The 24,994-nt window shown below is 65.2% G+C and carries 25 protein-coding genes; 8 read left to right on the top strand and 17 right to left on the bottom strand.

Going from position 1 to position 24,994, the window contains the following annotated elements:
* Nucleotides 1-27: 27 nt before the first annotated feature.
* Nucleotides 28-1,044 (bottom strand): NADP-dependent oxidoreductase, encoded by a 1,017-nt coding sequence (locus U1738_RS09895; RefSeq protein WP_332788883.1) that lies wholly within the window; start codon nucleotides 1,042-1,044, stop codon nucleotides 28-30.
* Between the two features lie 175 nt (nucleotides 1,045-1,219).
* On the opposite strand from U1738_RS09895, the gene U1738_RS09890 reads away from it, so the two are divergent.
* Nucleotides 1,220-3,481: a TonB-dependent receptor gene (locus U1738_RS09890; protein ID WP_332788882.1), complete on the top strand. Its 2,262-nt coding sequence runs from the start codon at nucleotides 1,220-1,222 to the stop codon at nucleotides 3,479-3,481.
* Between the two features lie 73 nt (nucleotides 3,482-3,554).
* Entirely contained in the window at nucleotides 3,555-4,319 is a 765-nt protein-coding gene (locus U1738_RS09885) for an SDR family NAD(P)-dependent oxidoreductase (protein WP_332788907.1), read from the top strand.
* Nucleotides 4,320-4,329: 10 nt separating this feature from the next.
* On the opposite strand, the gene U1738_RS09880 is transcribed toward U1738_RS09885, so the two are convergent.
* The 5 genes from U1738_RS09880 to U1738_RS09860 are packed head-to-tail and all read right to left on the bottom strand — an operon-like array spanning nucleotide 4,330 to nucleotide 7,218.
* Nucleotides 4,330-4,746 (bottom strand): nuclear transport factor 2 family protein, encoded by a 417-nt coding sequence (locus U1738_RS09880; RefSeq protein ID WP_332788881.1) that lies wholly within the window; start codon nucleotides 4,744-4,746, stop codon nucleotides 4,330-4,332.
* 17 nt (nucleotides 4,747-4,763) lie between these two features.
* A complete protein-coding gene (locus U1738_RS09875; RefSeq protein ID WP_332788880.1) occupies nucleotides 4,764-5,126 on the bottom strand; it encodes a Rieske (2Fe-2S) protein in 363 nt (120 codons plus the stop codon).
* A complete protein-coding gene (locus U1738_RS09870; protein WP_332788879.1) occupies nucleotides 5,123-5,890 on the bottom strand; it encodes an SDR family oxidoreductase in 768 nt (255 codons plus the stop codon). Before U1738_RS09870 ends, U1738_RS09875 begins: the two co-directional genes overlap by 4 nt.
* Before the next feature lie 2 nt (nucleotides 5,891-5,892).
* Complete coding sequence (locus U1738_RS09865) at nucleotides 5,893-6,198, bottom strand: putative quinol monooxygenase (protein ID WP_332788878.1); 306 nt, start codon at nucleotides 6,196-6,198, stop codon at nucleotides 5,893-5,895.
* 18 nt (nucleotides 6,199-6,216) lie between these two features.
* Complete coding sequence (locus tag U1738_RS09860) at nucleotides 6,217-7,218, bottom strand: NADP-dependent oxidoreductase (RefSeq protein ID WP_332788877.1); 1,002 nt, start codon at nucleotides 7,216-7,218, stop codon at nucleotides 6,217-6,219.
* Between the two features lie 106 nt (nucleotides 7,219-7,324).
* Here U1738_RS09860 and U1738_RS09855 point away from each other — a divergent pair, with 106 nt between their 5' ends.
* Nucleotides 7,325-7,735 (top strand): nuclear transport factor 2 family protein, encoded by a 411-nt coding sequence (locus U1738_RS09855; protein WP_332788876.1) that lies wholly within the window; start codon nucleotides 7,325-7,327, stop codon nucleotides 7,733-7,735.
* Nucleotides 7,736-7,754: 19 nt separating this feature from the next.
* Here the strand turns inward: U1738_RS09855 and U1738_RS09850 are convergent, their stop codons facing one another.
* From U1738_RS09850 to U1738_RS09820, 7 genes are all read right to left on the bottom strand, one after another.
* Nucleotides 7,755-9,167, bottom strand: coding sequence for a dihydrolipoamide acetyltransferase family protein (locus tag U1738_RS09850; protein WP_332788875.1), 1,413 nt, complete (start codon nucleotides 9,165-9,167; stop codon nucleotides 7,755-7,757).
* 14 nt (nucleotides 9,168-9,181) lie between these two features.
* The gene (locus U1738_RS09845) at nucleotides 9,182-10,192 is read right to left on the bottom strand and encodes an alpha-ketoacid dehydrogenase subunit beta (protein WP_332788874.1); all 1,011 of its coding nucleotides are present in this window, start codon (nucleotides 10,190-10,192) and stop codon (nucleotides 9,182-9,184) included.
* 16 nt (nucleotides 10,193-10,208) lie between these two features.
* Nucleotides 10,209-11,180, bottom strand: a complete 972-nt coding sequence (locus U1738_RS09840) for a thiamine pyrophosphate-dependent dehydrogenase E1 component subunit alpha (RefSeq protein WP_332788873.1) — start codon at nucleotides 11,178-11,180, stop codon at nucleotides 10,209-10,211.
* Between the two features lie 25 nt (nucleotides 11,181-11,205).
* Nucleotides 11,206-12,414 carry an acyl-CoA dehydrogenase family protein gene (locus tag U1738_RS09835; protein WP_332788872.1) on the bottom strand — a complete coding sequence of 403 codons (1,209 nt, stop codon included), beginning with the start codon at nucleotides 12,412-12,414 and terminating at the stop codon, nucleotides 11,206-11,208.
* The gene (locus U1738_RS09830) at nucleotides 12,414-13,559 is read right to left on the bottom strand and encodes a thiolase family protein (protein WP_332788871.1); all 1,146 of its coding nucleotides are present in this window, start codon (nucleotides 13,557-13,559) and stop codon (nucleotides 12,414-12,416) included. Before U1738_RS09830 ends, U1738_RS09835 begins: the two co-directional genes overlap by 1 nt.
* A complete protein-coding gene (locus U1738_RS09825) occupies nucleotides 13,556-13,954 on the bottom strand; it encodes a Zn-ribbon domain-containing OB-fold protein (protein WP_332788870.1) in 399 nt (132 codons plus the stop codon). The genes U1738_RS09830 and U1738_RS09825 overlap by 4 nt, the downstream gene beginning before the upstream one ends.
* An 83-nt stretch (nucleotides 13,955-14,037) precedes the next feature.
* Nucleotides 14,038-14,805 (bottom strand): helix-turn-helix transcriptional regulator, encoded by a 768-nt coding sequence (locus tag U1738_RS09820; RefSeq protein ID WP_332788869.1) that lies wholly within the window; start codon nucleotides 14,803-14,805, stop codon nucleotides 14,038-14,040.
* A gap of 160 nt (nucleotides 14,806-14,965) precedes the next feature.
* On the opposite strand from U1738_RS09820, the gene U1738_RS09815 reads away from it, so the two are divergent.
* The gene (locus U1738_RS09815) at nucleotides 14,966-16,051 is read left to right on the top strand and encodes an acyl-CoA dehydrogenase family protein (RefSeq protein WP_332788868.1); all 1,086 of its coding nucleotides are present in this window, start codon (nucleotides 14,966-14,968) and stop codon (nucleotides 16,049-16,051) included.
* Here the strand turns inward: U1738_RS09815 and U1738_RS09810 are convergent.
* Genes U1738_RS09810 through U1738_RS09800 form a run of 3 tightly spaced genes read right to left on the bottom strand, consistent with a single transcriptional unit; the run spans nucleotide 16,039 to nucleotide 19,536 of the window.
* The gene (locus U1738_RS09810) at nucleotides 16,039-16,800 is read right to left on the bottom strand and encodes a ThuA domain-containing protein (RefSeq protein ID WP_332788867.1); all 762 of its coding nucleotides are present in this window, start codon (nucleotides 16,798-16,800) and stop codon (nucleotides 16,039-16,041) included. The genes U1738_RS09815 and U1738_RS09810 overlap by 13 nt on opposite strands.
* On the bottom strand, nucleotides 16,797-18,200 hold the full coding sequence (locus U1738_RS09805; protein ID WP_332788866.1) for an aromatic ring-hydroxylating oxygenase subunit alpha: 1,404 nt from the start codon (nucleotides 18,198-18,200) through the stop codon (nucleotides 16,797-16,799). The genes U1738_RS09810 and U1738_RS09805 overlap by 4 nt, the downstream gene beginning before the upstream one ends.
* Before the next feature lie 13 nt (nucleotides 18,201-18,213).
* Nucleotides 18,214-19,536: an aromatic ring-hydroxylating oxygenase subunit alpha gene (locus U1738_RS09800; RefSeq protein WP_332788865.1), complete on the bottom strand. Its 1,323-nt coding sequence runs from the start codon at nucleotides 19,534-19,536 to the stop codon at nucleotides 18,214-18,216.
* 131 nt (nucleotides 19,537-19,667) lie between these two features.
* Here U1738_RS09800 and U1738_RS09795 point away from each other — a divergent pair, with 131 nt between their 5' ends.
* Genes U1738_RS09795 through U1738_RS09785 form a run of 3 tightly spaced genes read left to right on the top strand, consistent with a single transcriptional unit; the run spans nucleotide 19,668 to nucleotide 22,042 of the window.
* A complete protein-coding gene (locus U1738_RS09795) occupies nucleotides 19,668-20,450 on the top strand; it encodes an SDR family NAD(P)-dependent oxidoreductase (protein WP_332788864.1) in 783 nt (260 codons plus the stop codon).
* Complete coding sequence (locus U1738_RS09790; protein WP_332788863.1) at nucleotides 20,447-21,250, top strand: SDR family NAD(P)-dependent oxidoreductase; 804 nt, start codon at nucleotides 20,447-20,449, stop codon at nucleotides 21,248-21,250. The genes U1738_RS09795 and U1738_RS09790 overlap by 4 nt, the downstream gene beginning before the upstream one ends.
* Nucleotides 21,251-21,262: 12 nt before the next feature.
* Nucleotides 21,263-22,042 (top strand): SDR family NAD(P)-dependent oxidoreductase, encoded by a 780-nt coding sequence (locus U1738_RS09785; protein WP_332788862.1) that lies wholly within the window; start codon nucleotides 21,263-21,265, stop codon nucleotides 22,040-22,042.
* A 25-nt stretch (nucleotides 22,043-22,067) separates the two neighbouring features.
* Here the strand turns inward: U1738_RS09785 and U1738_RS09780 are convergent, their stop codons facing one another.
* Nucleotides 22,068-23,240, bottom strand: coding sequence for an aromatic ring-hydroxylating oxygenase subunit alpha (locus U1738_RS09780; RefSeq protein WP_332788861.1), 1,173 nt, complete (start codon nucleotides 23,238-23,240; stop codon nucleotides 22,068-22,070).
* A gap of 13 nt (nucleotides 23,241-23,253) precedes the next feature.
* Here U1738_RS09780 and U1738_RS09775 point away from each other — a divergent pair, with 13 nt between their 5' ends.
* Nucleotides 23,254-24,993 (top strand): AMP-binding protein, encoded by a 1,740-nt coding sequence (locus tag U1738_RS09775; protein WP_332788860.1) that lies wholly within the window; start codon nucleotides 23,254-23,256, stop codon nucleotides 24,991-24,993.
* Nucleotide 24,994: the final 1 nt, after the last annotated feature.

Genomic DNA, 24,994 nt, shown 5'->3' with positions numbered 1-24,994 from the left:
CGAGGATGGCGCGCCCGTGCCGGGGATTCAGGCTAACTTCAGGATCAACTTGCCCTCATTTTGGCCGGTGAAGAGTTTCATGAAGGCGGGGTAGGCATTTTCGATGCCATGTTCGATGTGTTCGTCCACGCGGATTTCGCCCGTCGCCGCCCAGGCGGCCATCTGTGCGCCGCCCTCGGTAAAGCGCGGAACGTAATCGGAAATCAGGAACCCGCGCATCGTCGCGCGCTTCACGATCAATTGCCAGATGTTGCGCGCGCCAACCTTGCCGCTGTCGCTGTTATATTCGCTGATCAGGCCACAAAGCAGTATACGCGCGTGCATCGCGAGGTTCATCAGCCCGGCATCGAGCACGTCGCCGCCGACATTCTCGAAGATCATGTCCACGCCGTCCGGCGCCGCCGCCGCGATCGCCAGCGACAGATCCTCGGCGCTCTTGCCGCGATAGTCGATCGCGACGTCGAAGCCGTAATCCCCAGTCAACCGCGCGCATTTGGCCGCTCCGCCAGCGATGCCGATCACGCGGCAGCCGTGGATCTTGCCCAATTGCCCGACGATCGAGCCGACCGCGCCTGCCGCGCCGCTGACCAGCAGCGTTTCGCCAGCCTTGGGCTTCAGGCCCTCGGTCACGCCGAAATAGGCCGTCAGGCCGACCGCGCCCATGCTCGACAGGAAACGCGTGGGGCTGTCGAGCTGCGAGACGTCGATCTTGCTGGTGAAACCGCCCGGCGCGACGACGGAATAGTCCTCGATCGCGTTCAGCCCCATCACCCAGTCGCCGATCGCGAAATCGGGATTGGCGGAGGCGTGGACCCGGCCGATCGTGGTCGCCATCACCGGGTTGCCGAGCGGGATCGGCAGCATGTAGCTCGGTGCGTCGTCCATCCAGCCACGCTGCGCCGGATCGAGTGAGGCGAAGTGATTATGCACGACGAACGAGCCCGGAGCGGGATCCGGCACTGGTGTTTCGGATAGGGTGAAGTCGGATGCGGCCGGGGTGCCATCGGGGCGCCGGACAAGTAAAAACTGGCGATTCAACGTCACTAAGCCTCTCCCCGGGACCAATTCCAGAACCTTCGCCGCGCACCCGTATCGCTGCACCTGTGACAAGTGGGAGTTCGCAGCATCCGCAAAGACCCTAGTTTCGCCTCGAAGCACAACGTCGGCAAGGCGTGGCATAACCATCTGTCGGCATCGATCGGCGATCGGGGAGGGAATCATGAAAGCATCTATCGCCAGGGCATTGTTGGTCACCGTGTCGGCATCGACCGCAATAGCATTCGCCGCACCGGCTCATGCCCAGGATGCCTCCGCCGCGGCGGCCCAGCCGGCCGAAGAGGCGAAGAGCACCGACATCATCGTTACGGCCCGCCGCCGCGACGAAACGCTGCAAACGACCCCGATCGCGATCACCGCGATCACCACCGCGCAGCTGGAGGGCAAGGCCACCGTCAATCTCGGCGATTTGCAGGGCACGGCTCCCAATCTGCTCATCACGCAGCAGAATTCCGGTGCGGCGGCGGCGAACCTGGCCATTCGCGGGCTGACCTATGCCGATATCGAAAAGTCGCAGGAGCCGACGGTCGGCGTGGTTGTGGACGGGGTGTTCATCGGCACCAGCACAGGCCAATATCTCGACTTCTTCGACATCGCCCAGATCGAGGTGTTGCGCGGACCGCAGGGGACCCTCTTCGGCCGTAACACGATCGGCGGCGTCATCAACATCCAGCGGTCGCGCCCGACGGGCAAGCTCGGCGTGAAGGCCGAACTCAGCTATGGCAGCTTCAACACCCTGTCGGCGCGCGCCGTGGTGAACGTGCCGCTTGGCGATACGCTGGCGCTCAAAGGGTTCTATTTCCGTACGAAGAGTGATGGCTTTTACCACGATGCCTTTACCGGCAAGGCGCGGGGCGGCGGCACCAATCAGAATTTCGGCGCATCCTTGCTGTTTACGCCGAGCAGCACATTCGATGCCTTGTTGACGCTGGAAAAGCAGGTCCAGTCCGCCGACGTGGTCAATTCGAACATCGCCAAGACCGGTGAATTGTTCTGTTCGTTCGAACCCGCCAACGAATGCAATCGCAACCAGACGACCGACCTGTACACCGTCTTCACCAGCCCGGCGGCCTCGAAATACAGCGCGCCCGCCGCCACGCTGGAAATGAACGCCACTCTGGGCGCGGTGAAGCTGACGTCGATCACCGGCTACCGCAAATCCACCGAAGCGCAGACGCAGGATTTCGACGGATCGTCGGCCGATCTCTATTATGTCGATCGTCGCCAGAAATATCATCAGTTCAGCCAGGAATTGCGCGCTGCGGGCAAGTTCACCGACACGTTCGATTATGTCGTCGGCGGCTATTATTTCGAATCGAAATACACCCTCGGCCAGGCGACGCGGCTGTTCGCCTTCAACCCGACGATCGCGCCGTATACGTTCGATACCAATCCGCAGATCGTCACCGGATCGACCAAATCCTATGCGGTGTTCGGCGATTTCGACTGGAAGTTCGCCGACAAATTCCGCCTCTCGTTCGGCGGACGCTATACGATCGATCGCAAGAAGCTGACCAATGCCTTCCTGACGAGCGGCCCGGTCGGCAACGGCGCAGCGACGTTCCGCAAGTTCACGCCCAAGGTCGGCCTGGATTATCGCCCGAACGAGGACGCGATGATCTACGCATCCTGGTCGCGCGGATATCGATCGGGCGGGTTCTCGTCGCGGGCCGCGACCGCCGCGACCGCCGGAACGCCCTATCAGCCGGAGAATGTCGATTCCTACGAAGTCGGCACGAAGCTGACGTTGCTCGATCGCAAGCTGTTCCTCAATCTTGCGGGCTTCGTATCCAAGTACAAGAATCTGCAGCAGAACACGACGATCCCCGGTGGCCCGACCGGCAACCAGACGATCACCTCGAACGTCGGCAGCGCCAACATCAAGGGGATCGAGGCGGATCTCACCGCACGGCCGGCCAAGGGGCTGACGCTGCGCGCTTCTGCAGGCTTCCTCGATAGCAAGTTCAAGAACTTCGTCGCGGGCAACACGATCGGCGCGACGATCCTGCCGTTCGATTATTCGCTGAACAGCCCGATCTACAGCCCGAAGGCATCGCTATCGGGCAATGTGGAATATGTCCTGCCGATCGAGGCGGCGAAGGTGACGTTCAACGCCGGCATCCGCCACATCAGCTCGTACGACCAGCAGATCTCGCTCGGGCCGCTGACGGGCAACCTGACGACCGGTCCGGTGATCGTGAACGGCAACGACCCGCGCGTTCGTACCAAGCCACAGAATCTGGTCGATGCCAGCCTGACGTCGAGCTTCGACCTGAACGGGTACAAGGTGAAGGCGACAGTGTGGGGCCGCAACCTGACCGACGATCGCGGCACGACGGCCGCCTTCACCGTCGCCGGGCTCTGGTCCTTCGCCTCGGCGCGCGAGCCGCGCGCCGGCGGCGTGACGCTCGGCTTCGAATTCTGATCCTCCTCCCGAGGTGAACTCCTGGGCGGCGAACGGACATCCGTTCGTCGCCCGCAATTTCGAGGGCATGACGATGGGCAGATTGACCGGCAAGATCGCGTTGGTGACGGGCGGCGGATCGGTGCCGGGCCTGGGCAGCGAAACGGCGCGACGCTTCGCGCAGGAAGGGGCGGCGGTCGTCCTGACCGACCTTGATACGGCCGCCGCCGAAGCGGTGGCGCAGGGCATCCGCGACGCGGGCGGGCAAGCGACCGCGATGGCGCACGACGTGACGGACGAGGCGGATTGGGATCGGGTGATGGCCGCGATCGTCGCCGCGCATGGCGGGATCGACATCGTCGTCAACAATGCCGGCATCGCCATCCTGCGCATGATGGATACGGTGACCACGGCGGAGTGGCTCAAGCAGAACGACGTCAACCTGAACAGCGTGTTCCACGGCACGGTGCGCGCGGTGCGCGAGATGCGCCGCGCCGGGCGGGGCGGATCGATCATCAACCTGTCGTCGGTCGCCGGGATCGTCGGCGTACCGGGTTGCGCCGCTTATTCCGCCAGCAAGGGCGGCGTGCGCGCCTTTTCCAAATCGGTCGCGCTGGAAACCGCGCGCGACCAGATCCGCGTCAACACCGTGCATCCCGGCATGATTATGACGAACATGCAGATCCTGGCGCTGAAGGACAATCCCGAGCAATACGACATCCTGAACGCCGCAGTGCCGATGGGCCGGATGGGCGAACCTTTGGACATCGCCAACATGAACCTGTTCCTCGCCTCGGACGAGGCGCGTTACATCACCGGCGCGGAATTCACCGTCGATGGCGGGTTGATCGCGATGTAGCGGGCGGGGCTCAGACCTGCTGACGGTGGATGTTGCGGAAACTGCGCGACTGGAACAGCCAGCGGCCCGCCACCTTCACGCAGACATCCTCGTACCGGCCCCGGTCGCGATGCACCTTGCCAGCCTGATCATACACTTCCGACGTCCAGCTGCGCACGATCGCGCTGTCGCCCTCCACGACGATCGATCCGGGCCAGGCCTGAAACATGATGCCGGGATAGGCCTTCATCGCCTCGGTCCACATCGCGACGATCGCCGCCTTGCCATGCGTATCGGGATATTCGGGATAATCGGGCAGGCTCCACACCCCGTCCTCGGCCCATAACGCGCCCCAGTCGCCGGTGTCGCAGCGCGTCACGGCATCGGCATAGGCTTCGAGCAATTCGCGGATCGCCAGGCGGTCCTCCGCCGGTCCTGAAAACAGCATGTCGGTCTCCTTCATTCTCAGCGCGGTACGATCGGCAAATCTTCCATGCCGGGCGCGGCATCGGGCACGGCGACCTCGATCTGCCCGTCGGTCACGCGGCACGGAAAGCTGCGCAGCGCCGGATACGCGCCGCCGAGGCACGCGCCGTTGGTCAAATCGAAGCGCGCGCCGTGCAGCGGGCACATCACCGCGCCGCGCCGCACGCGCCCGCCGGACAGCATCGCGGCGGCATGCGGGCAGCGATCGTTGAACGCGTGAAAGGCGCCATCGACCTGCGCGACCAGCACGTGCCAGCCGCCGATCTTGCGAGCGAGCTTGCCGTCGTCCGGGAAGTCGGATGCGGCGATCACGGGCGTGAAGACGGGGCTGTCTTGCGTCACAGCGACGATCCCCCGTCGACCCGGAATTCCGCGCCGGTGGTAAAGGCGGCCTCGTCCGAGGCGAGGTACAGCGCCATTGCCGCAATCTCCTCGGGCTTGCCCAGCCGGCCGATCGGGTGGCCCGCGACCCAGCCGTCGTACAGCGCCTGACCGTCGGCGACCTGCGCCATCACCTTGTCCAGGATCGGAGTGTGGATCGCGCCGGGATGGACCGAGTTGCAGCGCATGCCGTAGCCGGATTTGGCGTAATGCAGCGCGATCGACTTGCTCAGGTGCGTCACGGCCGCCTTGGCGGCATTGTATCCGGCGAGATCGGCCTGCGCTTTCACGCCGCACATGGACGACATGTTGATCACCGATCCGCCGCCGCTGCCGTCCGCGCGGCGCTTCATGTGCGGGATGACGAGCTTGCTGCCGAGGAACACGCCGACCACGTCGACGTCGAATTCATGCCGGAACTGCGCGAGCGTCAGATCCTCGATCGATCCGTGCGTGGTGATGCCGGCATTGTTGACCAGGATGTCGATCCGGTCGCACGTCGCCAGCGCATCGATCCAGTCCTGTTCGATCGACACGTCGAGCTTCACGAAGCGCGCGCCCAGTTCCGCGGCCAGCGCGGTGCCGGACGCCACGTCGATATCGGCGATCACCAATGCCGCGCCCTCGTCGGCGAAGCGGCGCACGATCGCCTCGCCCAGCCCGGAGGCACCGCCGGTGACCAACGCGATCTTGCCCTCGATCCGGCCCCCCTTGATCTTTCCCATCGTCACATTCCCGGCAGCGGGCGTTCTTCGGCGATCTCGCAGATGCGCACCGTCGATGCCTGCATGTGGCCGACATATTTGGTGAAGAATTCGGTGATCCAGGGCATGCCGAGATGCACCTTCAGTGCGTCTTCATCATCCCATTGCTCCATCACGTTGACGAGGCCGGTCGCCTTGTCCTCGACCAGCAGCGAATAATGGTGGCATCCGTCCTCGGCCAGCACCTTGGGGCGCATCGCGGCGACGTCGGTGACGAAATCGTCGATGACGTGCGGAGCCATCGTCATCGTGCCGGCGACCAAGATCATGGCAATCCCTCCTGTGGATCAGATTTTGACCAGCGTCTTGCCGATCGTGCGGCCGGACATCAGGTCGATAAAGGCATTCGGTATCGCTTCGAAACCGTGATGCAGATTGGTCAGCGGTACCAGCTTCCCCGCCGCGACCCAGGCGTTCAGTTCCGCCTGCGCGCGCGGCAGCATCTCGGGGTGATCATAGGTCAGGAAGCCGCGCATCGTCACGCGGTTGACGACCAATTGCCACAAGGTCGTCACGCCATAGGGGTGATCCGCGTCGTTATACTGGTCGATCATGCCGCACACCACGACGCGACCGTGCAATCGCATCAGCGGCAGGACCGCGTCCAGCATCGGCCCACCGACATTGTCGAAATAGACGTCGATGCCCTCGGGCGCGGCGGCGCGGATCGCGGCGGACAGATCGGGTGCCGCGCGATAGTCGATCGCGGCATCGAAGCCGAGCGCGAGGATCGCCTCCGCCTTGGCCGCCGACCCGACCAGACCGATCACGCGGCATCCTCTCAACTTCGCGATCTGCCCGGCGCAACTGCCGGTCGCGCCAGCCGCGGCGCTCACCAGCACGGTTTCGCCCGGCTTTGCGGCGCCGATCGTGTCGAGGCCGACCCACGCCGTCAGCCCGACCGGGCCGAGCGCGCCCATCAGATGCTCCAGCGCGACGCCGGGAGTGGCCGGCACAATCTCCAGCCCCAGCGCGTCGCGACGCAGCACGATCCCTTCGGACCAAGTGCTGAGTGCGCGGACGAGGCAGCCCACGGGGTAGTCCGCATCGCGCGACTCGATCACCTCGCCCAGCGACATGCCCGCCACCGGCGCGCCGAGCGCGACCGGCGGCAGGTAGCTCGGGCGATCGTCGAGGAAACCGCGGATCGCGGGATCGACCGAAAAAACGCGCGGCGCGACGAGGAAATCGCCTTCGCCCAGCACCGGCAAAGGCCGGTCCTCGATCCGGAAATTGCGTTCGGTGGGGATGCCGGCCGGACGTTCGGCGAGGATGATGTGGCGCGGCATGATCGCGTTATCCGCAATGGGTTGGCGGCGTGGCACTGGCCTAAGCACTAGGTGCGGCGGCGGGCGCACGGCGCGACGGTCTGGCGATCATCATCAGGAGAGTCCGATGCCGCCGACGGATGCCGAAAAGCTCGCCATCGTCCACGCTTTATACGCCGCGACCGGCGTCGGGGATTTCGATACGGCGGAGCGATATCTGACCGACGATTTCTTCATAACCGAAGCGCCGGGCCTGCCCTTTGCCGGCGTGTATCGCGGGCGTAGCGCGCTGCGCACGCTGTACGCCAAGGTGATGGGTATGATGCAGGTCGCCGGAATGGACATCGCGCAGGTGACGGTAGGCGGTGATTTCGCGGTGACGATCCTGTCCTTCTCCTTTGCCGATCCCGCGCTGGAGCCGGCGCTGATCACCGAGTTGTTCCGCTTTCGCGACGACAAGGTCTGCGAGATCCGGCCCTATTATTTCGATCCGGCGACGATCGTCGCCGCCTGCGCGTTGAAGCCTGCCGGCGTCTGATCCGCGAGGGTGCGGCGCGTCAGGCGAACAGGCCCTCCGGTGCCTCGATCAGCCCTTTCAGCGTCGCCATGAAGCGCGCGCCCGCCGCGCCGTCGATCGCGCGGTGGTCGCAGGACAGGTTCAGCGCCATGCGGCTTTCGAAGCGCCCCGCGCCATCCGGGCCTTCCGCCCAGACGCGCGTGATGCCGCCGACCGCCAGGATCGCGCCCTGCGGCGGATTGATGATCGCATCGAACTGCTCGATCCCGAACATGCCGAGGTTGGAGATGCTGAACGTGCCGCCCTCCAGATCGTCAAAGCCCAGCCGGCCGGCTTGCGCCTTCGCGATAAGCTCGGCGGTGGCACCGGCCACCTGATCGATCCGCATCAGATCGGCGGAACGGACGATCGGCGTGACAAGGCCGCGCTCGGTCGCCACCGCGATCGCGATGTCGGCATGGGCGAACTGGTGGATCGTCTCGTCATGAACCTGGATATTGACGTCGGCGTGCCGCGATAGCGCGACCGCGCAGGCGCGCACCAGATAGTCGTTGATCGACGCCTTCGTCCCCAGCACCATATTGGCGGTCTTGCGCAGGGCGAGCAGCGCATCGACCGATACGGTCATCCGCAGGTAGAAATGCGGAATCGTCGTCTTGGCCAGGGTCAGGCGGCGCGCGACGACCTTGCGCACCTTGTCCATCGGCACGATCGTCGGCGTATTGTCGCCCGCGACGAATGGCGCATCGGCGGTGGGCGGGCGGACCAAGGCCAGCACGTCCGCCTTGGAGATGCGTCCGCGTGGGCCGGTGCCGACGATGCCGGCCAGATCGACGCCGTGCAGCGCCGCCAGCCGCTTGGCGAGCGGGGAGGCATAATGTCGTTCGAGCAAGGTCGTCAGTTCGGCCATACCCTTCAGCGTCGGCGCGGCGGCGGGGCGGCTGGCCTGCTGCACGTCCTGATACGAAATGCGCCCGTGGCGACCGGAACCCTGGACGGTATCCAGATCCACGTTCAGCGTTTCGGCCAGCTTGAGCGCCTCCGGGCTGATCGGGCGGTTGGTGGTGATGCGTCGCGGTTCGGGCGTTGCGGGCGGTGCGGCAGCAGGGGCAGGGGACTCGACCGCGACCGGCGCGGCCTTGGCGGCGACGGCGGTGTTGGCGGCGCGGAAATTGGCGATCAGCTCATCGACCTCGGCGGCGGTTGCATCGGCATCGCCGAACACCGCGATCAGCGTGCCGACCGCCACCGCCGACCCCACCGGCCCGACGATCCGGTGCAGCACGCTGTCGAATTCGGCATCGACATCGTTGGTGATCTTGTCGGTTTCGATCAGGCACAAGGTGGTGCCGCGCGTGAATGGTTCACCCTCGCGCACCATCCATTCGGCGACGGTCCCCTCGGTCATTTCGATGCCCCATTTGGGCATGGTGAAGGCGCGGACATTGGCCATGATCGTGCCTTTCCCTAGCGCCAGGCCAGGGTCTTGCGGACCGCGGCCTCGATCTTGGCGGGCGAGGGGAGATAGGCGCTCTCCATCTCGCGCGCGAACGGGATGGGGGTGTGCGGCGCGGTGACCAGCGCAGGCGGTGCCTTCAGGCTGGCGAACGCGCGCGACGCGACCAAGGCGGCGATATCCGTCGCCAGAGAACAGCGCGGCGGGCTTTCGTCCACCACCACCAGACGCCCGGTCACCTCGATCGAATCGAGGATTGCCTCCTCGTCCATCGGGCTGGTCGTGCGCAGGTCGATCACGTCGCAACCGATCCCCTCGGCGACCAGCGTATCGGCAACGCCCTCGCAGAAGCCGACCATCAGGCCGTTGGTGACGATCGTGACGTCCTGGCCCGCGCGGCACAGGCGCGCATGGCCGAACGGGATCAGATATTCGCCGTCCGGCACCGGGCCGCTGGTGCCGTACAGGGCCTTGTGTTCCATGAACATCACCGGGTCGTCATCGCGGATCGCCTGGGTCAGCAAGCCCTTCACATCCGCCGGGGTGGCGGGCGTCACCACCTTGATGCCGGGCAGCGCGGTGAGCATCGAATAGACCGACTGGCTGTGCTGTGCGGCGGCGTTGAACCCCGCACCGTAGGCGAAGCGGATGACCAAAGGACAGGTGGTCTTGCCGCCGAACATGTAGCGGAACTTGCCGATCTGGTTCCACAATTGATCCAGGCAGACGCCGACGAAATCGGCGAACATGATCTCGGCCACCGGGCGTTTGCCGGCCAGCGCCAGCCCGGCGGCGGCCCCGACGATCGCGCTTTCGGAGATCGGCGTGTCGATCACCCGGTCCTTGCCGAATTTGCCGAACAGCCCGCCGGACGTGCCCCAGATGCCGCCGATCGCTTCCGGCCCGCCGGCGGTGCCCATGCCGCCGACGACATCCTCGCCCAGCACCACGACGTTTGGATCGCGCTCCATCTCGGTGAACAATGTCTGCAGAACCGCGTCGCGGTACATCATATCGGCCATGTCGGTCGGTCCCGGATCAATAGGAAATGTAGACGTCGGTCAGGACGTCCTCGGCGGTCGGCCGGTCGGCGAGCCGTGCCTCGGCGACCGCCTCGTCGATCAGCGCCAGCACCTCGGCGTCCACAGCATCGAGATCGGCATGGTCGAGCAGCCCGGCCTCGGTGGTGCGCTGGCGGAAGATCTTGATCGCGTCGCGCGTCTCGCGGATCCGGTCGAGTTCGCCCTCGCCGCGATAGCGTTGCGGATCGCCCTCGAAATGGCCGAAGAACCGTTCGGTATCGAACTCGACCGCCGCCGGGCCGTGGCCAGCGCGAACATAGTCCAGCACCTCGCGCATCGTATCGTGGACCGAGAAGAAATCGACGCCGTTGCCGCGCCACACCTTCATCCCGAAGGCCTGTGCTCGGCTGGCGATGTCGCGTTCGGTGCCGACGGCATATTCGAAGCCGGTATGTTCGGAATATTTGTTGTTCTCGAACAGGAAGATGCACGGTGCCTTGGTAACGACCGCCATGTTCATCGCCTCGAACGTGGTGCCCTGGTTGCACGCGCCGTCACCGGAAAACGTGATCGCCACCTTGCCCTTGCCGTCGATCTTCGCCGACAGCGCCGCGCCGACCCCGATCGGCGAGCCCGCGCCGACGATGCCGTTGGCCCCCAGCATCCCGACATCGACATCGGCGATGTGCATCGATCCGCCCTTGCCCTTGCACGTGCCCTCGCGGCTGCCCCAGATCTCCTTCATCATCGGCTTCACCTCGACACCCTTGGCGATGCAATGGCCGTGGCCGCGATGCGTCGAGACGATCTTGTCGTCATGGTCGAGATGCTCGCACACGCCGACCGCGACGGCCTCCTGTCCGCTGTACAGATGGGTGAAGCCGGCGATCTCGCCGGTCATGATCTCGGTATGCAGCCGTTCCTCGAATTCGCGGATCGTCTTCATCTGGCGATAGGCGCGCAGCAATGCGTCGCGGCTCAATTGCATAACCGGCTGTCCCTGTTGTCGTGCATCATAATCCCAGCACCGATTTGGCGATGATCGTCGATTGCACTTCGTTGGTGCCACCGAAGATCGTCCAGGCGAGGCTGTTGAGATAGCGCGGTGCCGCCACCTGCGCATCGCGCGAGGCAACCGGCGCGGGCGCGGTATTGCCGTAGAGCGGGCGACGGGTTTCCAGCATCAGCCCGGCATCGCCGTAGACGTCCATCCAGGCGAGATCGATCGCCTTGCGCAGATTGGACGACAGCAGCTTGACCAATGAGGTCTGCGGCCCCGGTGGACGCCCCTTGGCGATGTTGTCGAGGATGCGCAGTTCGATGATCTCCAGCGCCTGCACCTCCAGCCGGATGCGCGCGATCCGTCGCCGCCAGTCGCTGGCATGACCATCCTCGCCGCCATTCGCCGCCGCATTGCCGCGCGCGACCAGTGCCACCGCGTCGATATCGGCGAGCAGCTTGGGTGCATGGCACGATCCGCCGCGTTCGTTCTCGAGCAGGAACTTGGCGATCTTCCAGCCGTCGCCTTCCTCGCCGATGCGGTCATCGACGCGCGCGATGGCATCGTCGAAGAACACCTGATTGACCTCGTGATCGCCGGCCAGCGTCAAGATCGGCCGTACGTTGACCCCCGGCTGATCCATGTCGAGCAGGAGGAAGCTGATCCCGGCCTGTTTGCGCGCGCTTTGTTCGGTGCGGACGAGACAGAAGATGCGGTTCGCGTGGTGTGCATGCGTCGTCCAGATCTTGCTGCCGGTGACGCGGTAGACGTCGCCGTCGCGCACCGCCCGCGTCTGGAGGCTGGCGAGGTCCGATCCGGAGCCGGGTTCGGAAAAGCCCTGGCAATAATAATCCTCGCCGGACAGCACGCGCGGCAGAATGCGGGCCTTCTGTTCTTCGGTGCCGAAGGTGTAGACGACCGGGGCGAGCAGTTTCAGGCTGAGCGCGGTCAGCACCGGCGCGCCGGCCAGCGCGCATTCCTTCTCGAAGATGTAGCGTTCGACCGGCGTCCAGCCGGTGCCGCCGTAAGCGACGGGCCATTGATAGCCGAGCCAGCCCTGCGCCTGCAGGATCGCCTGCCATTCCTGCCCGATATCAGGTTCCACGAACACGCCGGGCGATGCGTGCATGCCCTGGCGCAGGTGATCGGGCAGGTTTTCGGCGAGAAACGCGCGGACGGAATCGCGAAAGACGCGCTCGTCGGGGGAAAAGCCGAGATCCATCAGCGTTCCAATATCGTCACGGCGGAAACGCCCGGTGCGCCATAGACGTGCGAATATGCGGTACGCGGGGTGCCCGGCACCTGCCGCGCGCCGCCCGTGCCGCGCAGTTGCACGACATTCTCATACACCTGACGCAGCCCCGAGGCTCCGATCGGCTCGCCACAGGCCAGGCATCCGCCATCGGTGTTGACCGGCAGGCGGCCGTCGATCGCGGACCAGCCGTTCGCCAGCCATTCCTCCTGCGCGCCGTCCGCGCAAAATCCGTTCTCGGCCATGTGCATGATCTCGGCACCTGCCTCGGTATCCTGCAATTGCGCGACGGCGATATCCTCCGGGCCGATCCCGGCCTGGGCGAAGGCGGCGGTGGCGGCGGTGCGCGTCGCCGTACCGCCGCGCGCGATGTCGATCGACGGCGCGAATACCTCGAACGATCCGGGCGGGCGGGTGCGCATCGCCGCCGCCTTCAGCCGGATCGGCGCGATGCCCAGCGCGCGCGCCTTCGCCTCGCTCGCCAGGATCAGGGCCACGCCGCCCTCGGCGGGCGAGCAGAACATGAATTTCGAATAGGGATCGCTCACCATCGGGGCGCTCAGCACGGTCTCCAGATCGACCGGTTCGCGCCGCCAGGCGTGCGGGGCATGCGTGCCGTTGGCGAACGCCTTGACCGACACGCGGCCCAGCGTGTCGCGGCCGATGCCGTGATCGTGCATGTAGCGTGCGATCTTGCAGGCGAAGAATTGCGTGGTGACCATGTACCCCGCCTCGCCATACCAATCGGGCAGATTATATTCGGCCGGCATCGCATCGAACGCGCCACGTGGATGCTTGTCGAACCCGATGGCCAGCCCGATATCGTATTCGCCCGATCTGATCGCGCTGGATGCCGCGAACAGAGCGGAGCCGCCAGCCGCGCAGCCGTTGCGGACGTTGACGAACTGGAGGCCGGTCAGGCCGAGCCGATCGACCATCGTATCCGGGTTACCGGCCGCGTCGGACGCGCCATAGGCGAATTGCATGTCGCGCCATTCCAGCCCGGCATCGCGCAGCGCGGTGCGTACCGCGAACACGCCCTGATCGATGCCGGCTACCCCCTCGGTACGGCCGAACGGGTGGATGCCGATGCCGATGATGCAGACGTCGCTCACGCCTCGGCACCGACCGGGCGGAAGGCGGGAATGGCGACCGGATCTTTTGCCTCGGGATCGAGCTGCACCTGAGTCAGTTCAACGGCCATGCCGATATGCACCGCGTCGATCGCGACGTCGGTCAATCGAGCTTCGACGATCACTTCGTCGGCCAGTTCGACATAGGCGATGGGGAAAGGGCTGAACGCCGCCGGCCCGGCATAAGGCGGCGATTTCGGGCGGAAGCGCTGGATCGTGTAGGACCAGATTGTGCCGTCCCGCCGCAAGGGATGCGCCTCGAAATCCTCGTCGTGGCGTGGCCACGGAAAGACGATACGGCCACTGTCACGGTGCTTGCCACCGATCAGCCGCGGCATCGCTTCGTCCGTGAACAGCCCTTCGGCGATTGCCCGCATACCATCGTCTCCTGACGGCCACTAAGCCGTATTCCGGGGGCGAACGGGACTCCTTAAAACGCTAGGTCGCCAAACGGCGCGCGTCAGCTGAGCGCGATATAACCGAGTTGCGAGGCCTTGAAGACGGTCTGGCTGCGGTTGACTGCGTCCAGCTTGATCGAGGCGTTGTGGATGTGGAACCGCACGGTGGCGCGGCTGCGCGTCATGATCATGCTGATCTCGAGATCGGTCTTGCCCACCGCCGCCCAGCGCAGGCATTCGACCTCGCGCTTCGACAGGCGCGATCCCGAGGGAAGGCGCTGCGCGCTGCCCATGACATGCACATAGCTGCCGATGAACGTGCGGGCGAGCATGCCGAAGGCGTCGCCATAGGTTTCGAACGCCTCGGACAGATCGGTCTGGTCGGGGCCGGTCGGGTTGAAGCTGACCGCGCCGATCTGCCCGAACGGCAGATGGACCGGCACGACGATCGCGGCGCGCGCCATCGCGCGCTGTTCGAAATTCGTCATGTCGATCGCGGTCAGATAGTGATTGGGCTGGCGCGTGCGAAAGCCATCCTTGTTGACCCAGAACGGCTCGCTTTCGAAGCGGCACGCGCTGGTGATCGGCGAATCGAGCGCGATGCGGGCATTCTTCCACCACACCTTGCCGGTATCTTCCCAGCCGAACACGTCGCGCGCGAGGATCGCCCCGTCCATGTCGACCGGCGTGGTCCGTTCGGCGATGTTCTGCGTCGGCGCGACGCGCATGCCCGCCGCGTCCATGACGATGGCGTGAAACGCCTCGGCCGCGCGCCGAACGTCGCTCGGCCCGGTGATGCGTACGGCAGCCACGTTTTCTACGTTGAGCATGATCTGTCTTTCAGCAGGCCGGGTTTCCGGCTCTCTCCTGCGCCCGAACCTACGCCGGTGGGTTTCAGGATACAATCGCCTAGCCTTTTTCTTAGCAGCCGAACCGGCACACAAGGGATTAACCCATTGTCGACGCTGGAATGGCCGGCGCGAGGGGTGGATGCGGTTCGTGGATTTTGATCTGTCCGAAGACCAGGAAATGCTCAAATCGGTGGCGGAACGCTTCGTCGCCGATCGCTACGATGCGGATCGGCGACGCGCCTATCTCGACGAGCGGGACGGCTTTTCCGCCGCAAACTGGGCCTTGCTGTCCGAACTGGGCATCGTCGGCGCGGCATTCGCGGTGGGCAGCGGGGGGCTGGGGGCGGGGCGCACGGATCTGGCGATCGTGTTCGAGGCCCTGGGACGCGCCTGCATCGTCGAGCCGCTGGCGGAATCGGCGGTGCTGGCGGGGGGGCTGTTCGATCGTGCCGCATCGCCTGCCTTGCGGGCCGTTTGGCTCGACGCGATCGTGTCCGGCGAAAAGCGCCTCGTCGTCGCGCACCGCAACGACGGGGTCACCGCGCACCGGCATGGCGACGCTGGCGACTGGATGCTTCGGGGCAGCGAGCCATTCGTTCCGGGCGGGAGCGGTGCGGACGGCTTCATCGTCAGCGCCATGAACGCGGGCGAAACCGCGTTCTTCCTCGTGCCGGCCCAGACACCCGGGCTGACGTCGAGCAGCTTCCGGCTGATCGACGGTTCGGTGGGAGTTGCACTCACGCTCTCCGATGTCTTCGTGCCGGAGGACCATCGTCTGACCGATGGCGTCGCCGCGTTCGCTGCGGCGGAGGAACTGGCGACGATCGCGCGCGGGGCCGAGGCGCTCGGCATCATGGAGACGATGTTCTTCGCCACGCGCGACTATCTGCGCACGCGCCAGCAATTCGGTGCGCCGCTCGGCAGCTTCCAGGCCGTGCAGCATCGCATGGTCGCGCAATATGCTGCGCTGGAACAGGCGCGCGCGCTGCTGACCCTCGCGGTGATGGTCGATCCCGACGACGGCACCGCCGCGACGCGGGCGCTGTCCGGCATGCGCGCCTTCATCGCGGAGGCCAGCGTCGCTCTCGGCCATGAGATGATTCAGCTGCACGGTGCGATGGGCGTGACCGACGAACTGATCATCGGGCAGGCGCACAAGCGGCTGGTGATGCTGTCGCGCTACCCCGAAGGACCGCTGGCCGCGCTGGACCGTTATGCTGCTTGAGAGGGGTTGAGCCAGTTGAGACCGCGGCGTAGCAGCGTGTAGAAGACCGGCAGATCCCACGCGCCGCGATCCACGCTGGGCCACCAGTCGAGCATCGGCTGGAGATCGTAATGGCCGCGGCAATGGCCCAAGGTCAGGTACAGTACCGCGCCCGCGCCGTGATGCTTGATGTAGCAGACGGGGTGCGGGCCGGGCGCATCCGCCGCCTCGACGAACCCCGTGCCCGGCTCGGTACAGACCGTTTCCAGCAGCACGTGAAGGTCGCCGTGCCTTTCGAGATGGTAGAGTTCGTCATTGGTGTCGAAAGGCTCCACGCCGGCGACCAGCGGATGCGCCGGATCGGCCACCGTCACGCGGTACGGCGCGATCGGCGGGTGCGACAGGAATTGCGATCCGAGCAGGTCCATCATCAACGGTGCCCAGCGCGGCGCATCCCACAATCCGTCGTCGAGCAGCCGCAGCACCGAATTCGTGCCGTGCAGCGCAAACCAGCGCCCACCCCTGGCAAGCCACGCGCGCAACGCCTCCTGCGCCTTGAGCGAGGGGGTGACGTCGCAAGTGTAGGTGACGATCATATCGGCGGCCTCGATCGCCGCGATATTCTCGTAATCCTCGAACACGCGCGTGCGCACCGCGGGATCCTCGGCGAGCAGCTTGAGCAGTTCCAGCCGCGCGAAATCCATGTCGTGCCACACGCCGCCGCAGATCAAGACGCAATCGATCCGCGGCGGATGCGCTGCCTCGCTCATCGCTCCGCCGCCAGATATTTGTCGAGCGTCTGGTGAAACTGGCGCAGACGGATTTCCTGATAATTGGCCAGATTGACCTGCCCGGTCTTCGACGCCTTCAGCCCCTGCTGCACGAACGGCAGATTTTCCATATCCTGTTCGAATACATCGCCGAGCACGCCGATCTCGGCGCACGCAGTCCACGGTTCGTCATCGCTCAGGAAGCGCATCGTCGCGCCACGCGGGATCGGCTGGCCCGGCGGCACGCGCGTGAGAATGCGCACCTCCATCAGGCAATGATCGACATCGCCCCATGGCCGCCAGCGATAGACGATGTTGGGCATGAACCCACCCCATGGCGCGAAGTTCGGGAAGACGTTGTAGACGAGGCCGTCGAGCAGTTCGGAATCGGTCGCCTGGCTATGATCGTGGCCGAACATCTTGCTGTAATTCTCGCGCATCGCCTCGCCCAAGGCGAGCCGCGCGGTCGATCCGTCGGGCACCTTCACCGCGAAGGGATCGCCCGCCGCCTCGTAATTCTCGGCGGAACGGCCGTTGAACTTGATGAATTCGTCGACGATCCATTGCTGCTCGCGCCCTTCTGCGTCGAGGTGCGGCGACATGATGCCGAACGGCACCAGATTGACGTTCACATTGTCGCCCCACGTCCAATAGGCCGAATTGCAGTCGCCGGTGAAGGCGAGCAATTGCGGGTGCGTGACGACGGTATGCCACGCCTCCATGAACGCCTCCATCGTCACCTTCCAATTGGCCGGCACGACCTTGCCGACCCAGATGGCGGTGGTGCATTCCTCGTGCCGCCAGCGCTTGAAATGCTCGGGCAGGGGCGCGAGGAATTCCTCGAGCGTCGGACCACCGGGGGTCTCGCGCAGGAAGATATAGCCGCCCCAGCGGCCGACCTCAGCCTCGGGCAGCAACAGATCCTCGTCGCGCAGGTGCGCGAAATCCCATTTGCACGGCATCTGCGCGAAGCTGCCGTCCTTGTTCCAGGTGAAGCCGTGGAACGGGCATTGGAACTGGTCCGCGCTGCCGTCGGCGGTGCGCAGCTTGCGGCCGCGGTGGAGGCAGACGTTGTGGAAGGCACGGACGCCGCCATCCTCCTGCCGGCTGACGAGATAGGACCGCCCGGCATTCTCATAGACGATATAGTCGCCCGCCTCGGGCAGATCTTCCTCGCGCGCGGCGAATTGCCAGACGTGCGGCCACAGCTTCGCGGCTTCCTCGGCGGCGAATTCGGCGCTGGTATAGCGGCTGGCGGGGATCGGATCCGATCCGCGATATTCGTAGCTTTCGGTACGCAGGAATTCGGGCACGGGGCGCCCGTCTATGTCCATCAACTGTTCCCAGCTAATGCCGGGCGAACGGTTCGATCCGCTCAGGTTCGGGTCGCGGTCTGCCACTGGTGACTCTCCTTCAAACGCGCGCGTAGACGTGATCGTCGAGCAGTTCGTGGAACCGCTGGATGCGCTTTTCCTGATGCGCCAGCGTGCAGCCGACGAACCCGCGCGAATTCAGTCCCAATTGCTGGCTGGTGCCGATGCTCAGATCCTGGTCCGCCACCGCGCCCAGCGACACGCCGTCGCCATGCACCGATCGCACATGCTCGGCCCATTTGAACGGCAGCGTGCCGATCGGGGTCTCGACTTCGGCCATCCCGGCAATCTTCGGCATCAGATACCAATGCTGGAACACGCAGCGTTCGGGATCGGTCGGGTGCGGTTCGGTGCGCAGCATCTGGCACGCCTCCGGCGCCATCGTCAGCGTGAGGTTGGGGAAGAGCGTGACATGGTAATAATCCACCAGCTCCTGATCGCTCATCTGCGCATAATGGTGATAGCCGCGCTCCGGCCCCAGCCGGCGCTTGGCGGCGACGATGTCGGTGCGGATCTGATTGGTACGCCCCTTATATTTCGCAGGATCGAGGCCCCAGGCACGCGCGATCATATCGAGCGGGGTCGGCACGTCGCCCTCGTCGAACGCGGGTTCGCGCCCGGTCGCCTGATGGCCCTTCATCCACATGCCGTTATGCCCGCCCTCGTACATCTCGAACACCGTATCCGGCAGGCCGTCGTTGATGAAGGTCGACAGTTCGGGATGGATCGTCGGCAGGTGATAGGATTCGTTGAAATTGTCGCGGATGATCTTCCAGTTGAAGCGGCACTCGGCCGACAGATGCATCACCCGCACCCAATCGCGCATGTCGTAATTGGCCAGCCGTTCGGGGATCGGCGCGAGCCAGTCGAGCAGTGGCTTCGTGGTGGGGTCCATCGTGTAGAAGATGAACGGCCCCCAGGTTTCGCAACGGACCTCGACCAGCTTCAACTTGCCGCACGGATTGCCGCCGACGATATCGTCGGCGTCCTGCGCGTGCCGCAACACCCCGTCGGCGCTGTATTGCCAGCCGTGATAGCTGCAGGTGATGCGATCCGCCCCGCCCACTTCGGTGAAGACCAGCCGGTTCCCGCGGTGGCGGCAGCTGTTGTAGAACGCCTTGATCCCGCCATCGGCTTGACGGACCATGATGACCGATTCCTTGCCGAAATCATGGCAGACGAAATCGCCCTCTTCCTCCAGCTCGGCGATCATCCCGCCGAGATGCCAGATGCGCGGCCACAAATTCCTGTTTTCCAGCGCCATATAGTCGGCGGACCAATACCGATCGCCGGTGATCGGGTCGCCGCGCACCGGCGGATCATAGCCTTCCGAATAGCGCGACAGCAGCGGTTCGATCGTCATGCGACACCTTTGAGCATCATTCTCTCCAATGCCGGAGGATGGACGTGCGCACCGGACGCGTCACCTTGCTTAAAACATAGGTTCACAGCCTTATGAAAGCTGCCATCCCCGAAATCAGGAGAGTCGATCGCATGACCGGAAAACTGGAAGGCAAGGTCGCATTGGTGACCGGGGGGACGTCGGGCATCGGTGCCGGCGCGGTGCGGCGGCTGGCCGCCGACGGCGCGCACGTGGTCTTCACCGGATCGAATGCGGAGGCCGCCGCCGCCTTGTGCGACGAAACGGGTGCCGTGTTCCGCGCCCACCGCGTTGAGGACGAGGCCGGGTGGAAGACGCTCGCCGCAGAGATCGCGAAAACCCATGGCCGGCTCGACATCGCCTTCGCCAATGCCGGGATCGAGGCCGGGGACGGCAGCATCGAGACGATCGCGCTGGAGAATTGGCACCGCATCCTTGGCGTCAACCTGACCGGCGCGATGCTGACGGCGCAGGCGGCGATCGGCATCATGCGCCACAATCCGGAAGGGCCGACCGGATCGATCATCATCAATTCATCGATGAATGCGCACCGGGCGATGGGCAATTTCATGACCTATTCGGTGAGCAAGAGCGCCCTTGTCGCGCTGACCAAATCGATCGCGACGCATTGCGGCAATCAGGGCTACCGGATCCGCTGCAACGCGATCCTGCCCGGCGTGGTCGAAACCGACATGATCCGGGGCGTGATCGATCGCGCGCCCGATCCGGTCGCGGCGCGCGGCCAGTTCGAGGGGATGGCACCGCTCAAGCGCATGGCCATGGTGTCGGAGATCGCGGCTTTGGTCGCGTTCCTGGCCTCGGACGAGGCGGCGTTCATCTCCGGCTCCGATTACGTAATCGACGGCGCGACCACCGCCGGGATGCAAGGCGTATGACCCGGCTCGCGGGGCGCGTCGCGCTGGTCACCGGCAGCTTGCGCGGCATCGGCTTGGCGATCGCCGAACGCTTTCTGGCGGAAGGCGCGGCGGTCATCCTGTCCGATCTCGCGCCTGTCACTGCGGACGACCCCGTCGCCCAGCTCGCACTGCTCGGCGCGTCGGCCTCCTATCTCGAACTGGACGTGACGCAGGAGGCGGCGTGGCAGGCGGCGGTGGCGGCGATCCGCGCGCGCCACGGGCAACTCGACATCCTGATCAACAATGCCGGAACCGACGGCACCGGCGCGATCGAGACGATGGATTTCGCGCTGTGGCGCCGGGTGATGTCGGTCAATGCCGACAGCGTTTTCCTCGGCATCAAAAGCTGTACGCCGCTGATGACGGAAAGCGGCGCGGCGACGCCGTACGGATCGAGCATCGTCAATGTCAGTTCGATCATGGGGCTGGTCGGCTATGCCGATACCGCGCCGTACAATGCCAGCAAGGGCGCGGTGCGGCTGCTGACCAAATCGGTGGCGATCGAATTCGCCACGAAACGCACGCCGATCCGGGTCAATTCGCTCCATCCCGGCTTCGTGCGTACGCCGCTGCTGGAAATCGGGTTCGAGAATTGGGTCCGGCTCGGAATGGCGGAAAAGGTGCAGGATCTGGTCGATCTGGTGTCGGAGGCGACGCCGAACGGGCGGCTGGCCGAATCGTCCGAGATCGCCGGCGCGGCTTTGTTCCTCGCCAGCGACGACAGCAGCTACTGCACCGGATCCGAACTGGTCGTCGATGGCGGCTGGACCGCGCGTTAGGAGTTTGCCTGGATGACGATTGCCCTTCCCGATACCGTCGCGATCGTCACCGGGGCCGCCGGCGGCATCGGTCGCGAGATCTGCAAGGCGATGACCGCCGCCGGTGCGCGCGTGATCGCCACCGATCTTGCGCCGGAAGCGCCCGGCATCGTCGCGGATCTGTATCTGCCGCACGACGTGACGAGCGCCGCGGACTGGCAGCGCGTCGAGGCCGAGGCGCGGGTGCGCTACGGGCGGCTCGATGCGCTGGTCAATACCGCCGCCATCTCGATCGTCACGCGGTTCGAGGATACGCCGATCGCCGAATGGCACCGGGTGAATTCAGTCAATGTCGACAGCATCATCATCGGCACGCAGATCCTGCTGCCGTTGTTGAAGGAAGGCGGCAAGGCGCGCGCGGGCGGGGCCTCGGTGGTTAATTTCTCCAGCGTCGGCGGGCAGCGCGGTGCCGCGTTCAACGCCGCCTATTGCACCAGCAAGGGCGCGGTGAAGCTGCTGACCAAGAGCATGGGCGCCGAATTCGCCGCATTAGGTTACAATATCCGCGTCAACAGCGTGCATCCCGGCGGCATCGACACCGCGATGCTCGGCGGGATCATGGATCGCTATATCGCCATCGGCGCGGTCCCCTCGCGCGAGGTGGCGATGCAGGGCATCGTGGCGAACCACCCGATCGGGCGGCTCGGCCGGCCCGACGAACTCGGCGGCGGCGTGGTGTTCCTGTGTTCCGATGCGGCGAGCTTCGTCACGTGCAGCGAGCTGAATATCGACGGGGGTTTCGCCGCGATCTGAGGATCGCGCGGCGCGCTATTCCCCTTCACAGCACCGGCTTGGGCAACGTCGCGTCGTCCTGCAAGTACCAGTTTAGCCATTCGTGGAAATACTGGTTGCCGCGCTCGTTGCGGCCGAACACCAGATCGTTGTGCGCATTCGCCTCCAGCCCCTTCTGGATGTCGAGCCCGATCAGATAATCCTCGGTATAGGTTACGTCGCGCAGGAAGGTGATCATCGCTTCGATCGCGGCCCGGTCCTCGTCGTCCCGGGGCGGTTCGCGGCGGGCGTAGAGCAGCACGGTGCGGTTCTTGTCGGGCGTCGGCCCGGGGAACAGTTGTGCGATCTGCGCGATCTCGGGTGCCAGGAACGCCGAGACGTTGGGGAACAGGATACGGACGAAATCGAAGCCGTTATTTTCCTGTGTTCCCCAGGCTGACCGGTCGAGATCGCGCAGTTTGGCGATGTCGCGTTGCGCAAAGCCGATGCGCATGTTCGGGCCGAACGCCTCGTAATGCGTGACGTTGGAAAAGGTGCGTGGCGATATCGTTTCCGGGTGAAGCTGGGAGAAATGATAGCCCTCGAGATAGCCATCGAACGCGATCTTCCAGTTCGCCCCCTCGATCACGCGCGCGCCGAGGAAGGACCAGTCCTTCAGGCCGGCCGCCTCGAAATCCTCCAGGAAGCCGTCGAAATGTGCGTCCAGATCGATCGGCGCGTCGGGCGTCAGCACGACGAAGATCATTCCGCCGCGCTCCTCGCACGGCAATTCCTTCAGCCCGCGGGTCGATTTGTCGATCTTGCCGAACTTCTGGGGGTCGGCGATGCCGATCAGCCGGCCGTCGGGGCCGTAGGTCCAGCCGTGATAGATGCAGGTGAAGCGCGGGCAATTGCCATGGCCCTCCTTCGCCACCGGCGCACCGCGATGCGCGCAGACGTTCAGGAAAGCGCGCACCTGTCCGGCCTTGTCGCGGTTGATCAGCACCGGCAGGCCGACCGCATCCATAGCCTTGTAGTCGCCGGGATTGGGCAGTTCGCAGCTGAGCGCGAGCATGAGGGGCGCGCGCTTGAAGATCAATTCGATCTCGGCGCACCATTGGTCGGGGTCGAGATAGGATCGCGTCGGTACGGTCATCGCGCCCTCGGTCATGAAGGTCGTATTGCTCTCGACATAATCGAGCATCGTCTCGGCGACGTCGCCGATCGTATCGAGATCCATGCTGTCCGCTCCCATGGCTGGTTTTCACGCAGCAGAGCAGTCGGACGGGAGCGCGGCAAGCTACGAAGAAGGACAGGGGCGGCGATGCGTACGGGCCGCCGCACCCTGCGACATATGCGGGTTGGCGGGGCGATCGTGCGCGGTCATGGTCGCGGCGATGATCACCGTCGATGCGCCCCACCTCGATCGCTATGCCACCGGATTCTGGGGCGACCGGAGCTTTGCCGAGATCGCGGAGGCCGCAGCGAATGCCGCGCCCGATGCGGTGGCGCTGGTGGCTGGCGACACGGTGCTGACCCGCGGGGGAATCGTGGTGGAGGCGGAGGCGCTGGCCGCCGCCATGGCCGAACTGGGGCTGTGGCAGGGCGACGTGGTCAGCTTTCTGATGCCCAATTGGGCAGAAGCGATGACGATAAACCTCGCCTGCGCGATGGCCGGATATGTCGTCAATCCGATCGTCCATATCTACCGCGATGCCGAAGTCGGCATGATGCTGGCCGACAGCCGCGCGCGCCTGCTGTTTGTGGCGTCGCACTTCCGCGGCTACGATTATGCCGCGATGATCGCGCGGTTGCGACCGAACCTGCCCGATCTTGCGCATGTCGTCACCGTGCGTGGCGCGCAGGACGGTATGATCGATTATCCGACGCTGCTCGCCAGCGGTCGGGGCACGCCGTTTGCGCGTCCCACGGTCGATCCGCGCGGCGTGAAGCTGCTGCTTTACACCTCGGGCACGACCGGTCGGCCGAAGGGCGTGCTGCATTCGCACAACAGCCTCGCCCGTGTGATCAATGAATCGGTCCGTCATTGGGATATCCAATCGGGCGATACGATCATCATGCCTTCGCCCGTCACGCATATCAGCGGCTACGCCAACGGCCTGGAAATGCCATTTCATGCCGGAACGCGGACGATCCTGATGGAAAGCTGGCAGGCGCGCGATGCGGTGGCGTTGATCGACCGGCACGATGTCGTCGGCACGGTGGCGGCGACGCCGTTCCTGACCGAACTTGCCGCCGCCGCGCGCGACGCCGGCACGCGCCTGCCGTCATTGCGTTTCTTTGCCTGTGGCGGGGCTGCGGTGCCGCCCGAGGTCATTCCGGCGGCGACGGCGGCGTTCGCGCAATGCCGCGCGTTTCGCGTGTTCGGCAGTTCGGAGGTGCCGCTGGTGACGCTCGGCTATCCGCAGGCGGCGGATGCCGCACTGGCCGCCACGACCGACGGCGCCATCATCGATTACGACGTGCGGATCGTCGATGCCGGGGGCCGTGAGGTGGTGGCTGGCGAGGAAGGCGAGATTCTCGCGCGCGGGCCGGCAATGTTCCTGGGCTATGCCGATCCGGCGCAGACGATCGAGGCGATCGACGCGGACGGCTATTTCCAAACCGGCGATCTCGGCCACGTCACGGCGGAGGGCGCACTCGTCATCACCGGACGCAAGAAGGACCTGATCATTCGCGGCGGTGAGAATATCAGCGCGCGCGAGATCGAGGACGTGTTGCACGCCCATCCGGCGGTGCGCGAGGCGGCGGTGGTCGCGATGCCGCATGCTCGGCTCGGCGAGGGGATCTGTGCTTATGTGATCCTGGCCGGGGCGGCGAATGCCGATGCCCTTGCCGCCTATGTCACGGAAAGCGGGCTGGCGCGGCAGAAGACGCCGGAACGTTTCGTGTTCGTGGGCGATTTCCCCCGCACCGCATCGGGCAAGATTCGCAAGGATCAGTTGCGCGCGATGGCCGCCGAATCGGCCTGAG

Origin of the sequence: Parasphingomonas caseinilytica, assembly GCF_036663755.1 — a bacterium.
Classification (GTDB): Bacteria; Pseudomonadota; Alphaproteobacteria; order Sphingomonadales; family Sphingomonadaceae; genus Sphingomonas.
The sequence above is the reverse complement of the archived record's forward strand: the minus strand, read 5'-3'. Positions and strand labels throughout refer to the sequence as shown.

Excerpts from the sequence above, each read along its gene's own strand:
- U1738_RS09890 (WP_332788882.1), top strand. The coding sequence starts at position 1,220 with ATGAAAGCATCTATCGCCAGGGCATTGTTGGTCACCGTGTCGGCATCG.
- U1738_RS09885 (WP_332788907.1), top strand. The coding sequence starts at position 3,555 with ATGGGCAGATTGACCGGCAAGATCGCGTTGGTGACGGGCGGCGGATCG.
- U1738_RS09880 (WP_332788881.1), bottom strand. The coding sequence starts at position 4,746 with ATGCTGTTTTCAGGACCGGCGGAGGACCGCCTGGCGATCCGCGAATTG.
- U1738_RS09870 (WP_332788879.1), bottom strand. The coding sequence starts at position 5,890 with ATGGGAAAGATCAAGGGGGGCCGGATCGAGGGCAAGATCGCGTTGGTC.
- U1738_RS09865 (WP_332788878.1), bottom strand. The coding sequence starts at position 6,198 with ATGATCTTGGTCGCCGGCACGATGACGATGGCTCCGCACGTCATCGAC.
- U1738_RS09860 (WP_332788877.1), bottom strand. The coding sequence starts at position 7,218 with ATGCCGCGCCACATCATCCTCGCCGAACGTCCGGCCGGCATCCCCACC.
- U1738_RS09855 (WP_332788876.1), top strand. The coding sequence starts at position 7,325 with ATGCCGCCGACGGATGCCGAAAAGCTCGCCATCGTCCACGCTTTATAC.
- U1738_RS09850 (WP_332788875.1), bottom strand. The coding sequence starts at position 9,167 with ATGGCCAATGTCCGCGCCTTCACCATGCCCAAATGGGGCATCGAAATG.
- U1738_RS09845 (WP_332788874.1), bottom strand. The coding sequence starts at position 10,192 with ATGGCCGATATGATGTACCGCGACGCGGTTCTGCAGACATTGTTCACC.
- U1738_RS09840 (WP_332788873.1), bottom strand. The coding sequence starts at position 11,180 with ATGCAATTGAGCCGCGACGCATTGCTGCGCGCCTATCGCCAGATGAAG.
- U1738_RS09835 (WP_332788872.1), bottom strand. The coding sequence starts at position 12,414 with ATGGATCTCGGCTTTTCCCCCGACGAGCGCGTCTTTCGCGATTCCGTC.
- U1738_RS09825 (WP_332788870.1), bottom strand. The coding sequence starts at position 13,954 with ATGCGGGCAATCGCCGAAGGGCTGTTCACGGACGAAGCGATGCCGCGG.
- U1738_RS09820 (WP_332788869.1), bottom strand. The coding sequence starts at position 14,805 with ATGCTCAACGTAGAAAACGTGGCTGCCGTACGCATCACCGGGCCGAGC.
- U1738_RS09815 (WP_332788868.1), top strand. The coding sequence starts at position 14,966 with ATGCGGTTCGTGGATTTTGATCTGTCCGAAGACCAGGAAATGCTCAAA.
- U1738_RS09810 (WP_332788867.1), bottom strand. The coding sequence starts at position 16,800 with ATGAGCGAGGCAGCGCATCCGCCGCGGATCGATTGCGTCTTGATCTGC.
- U1738_RS09800 (WP_332788865.1), bottom strand. The coding sequence starts at position 19,536 with ATGACGATCGAACCGCTGCTGTCGCGCTATTCGGAAGGCTATGATCCG.
- U1738_RS09795 (WP_332788864.1), top strand. The coding sequence starts at position 19,668 with ATGACCGGAAAACTGGAAGGCAAGGTCGCATTGGTGACCGGGGGGACG.
- U1738_RS09790 (WP_332788863.1), top strand. The coding sequence starts at position 20,447 with ATGACCCGGCTCGCGGGGCGCGTCGCGCTGGTCACCGGCAGCTTGCGC.
- U1738_RS09785 (WP_332788862.1), top strand. The coding sequence starts at position 21,263 with ATGACGATTGCCCTTCCCGATACCGTCGCGATCGTCACCGGGGCCGCC.
- U1738_RS09780 (WP_332788861.1), bottom strand. The coding sequence starts at position 23,240 with ATGGATCTCGATACGATCGGCGACGTCGCCGAGACGATGCTCGATTAT.
- U1738_RS09775 (WP_332788860.1), top strand. The coding sequence starts at position 23,254 with ATGGCTGGTTTTCACGCAGCAGAGCAGTCGGACGGGAGCGCGGCAAGC.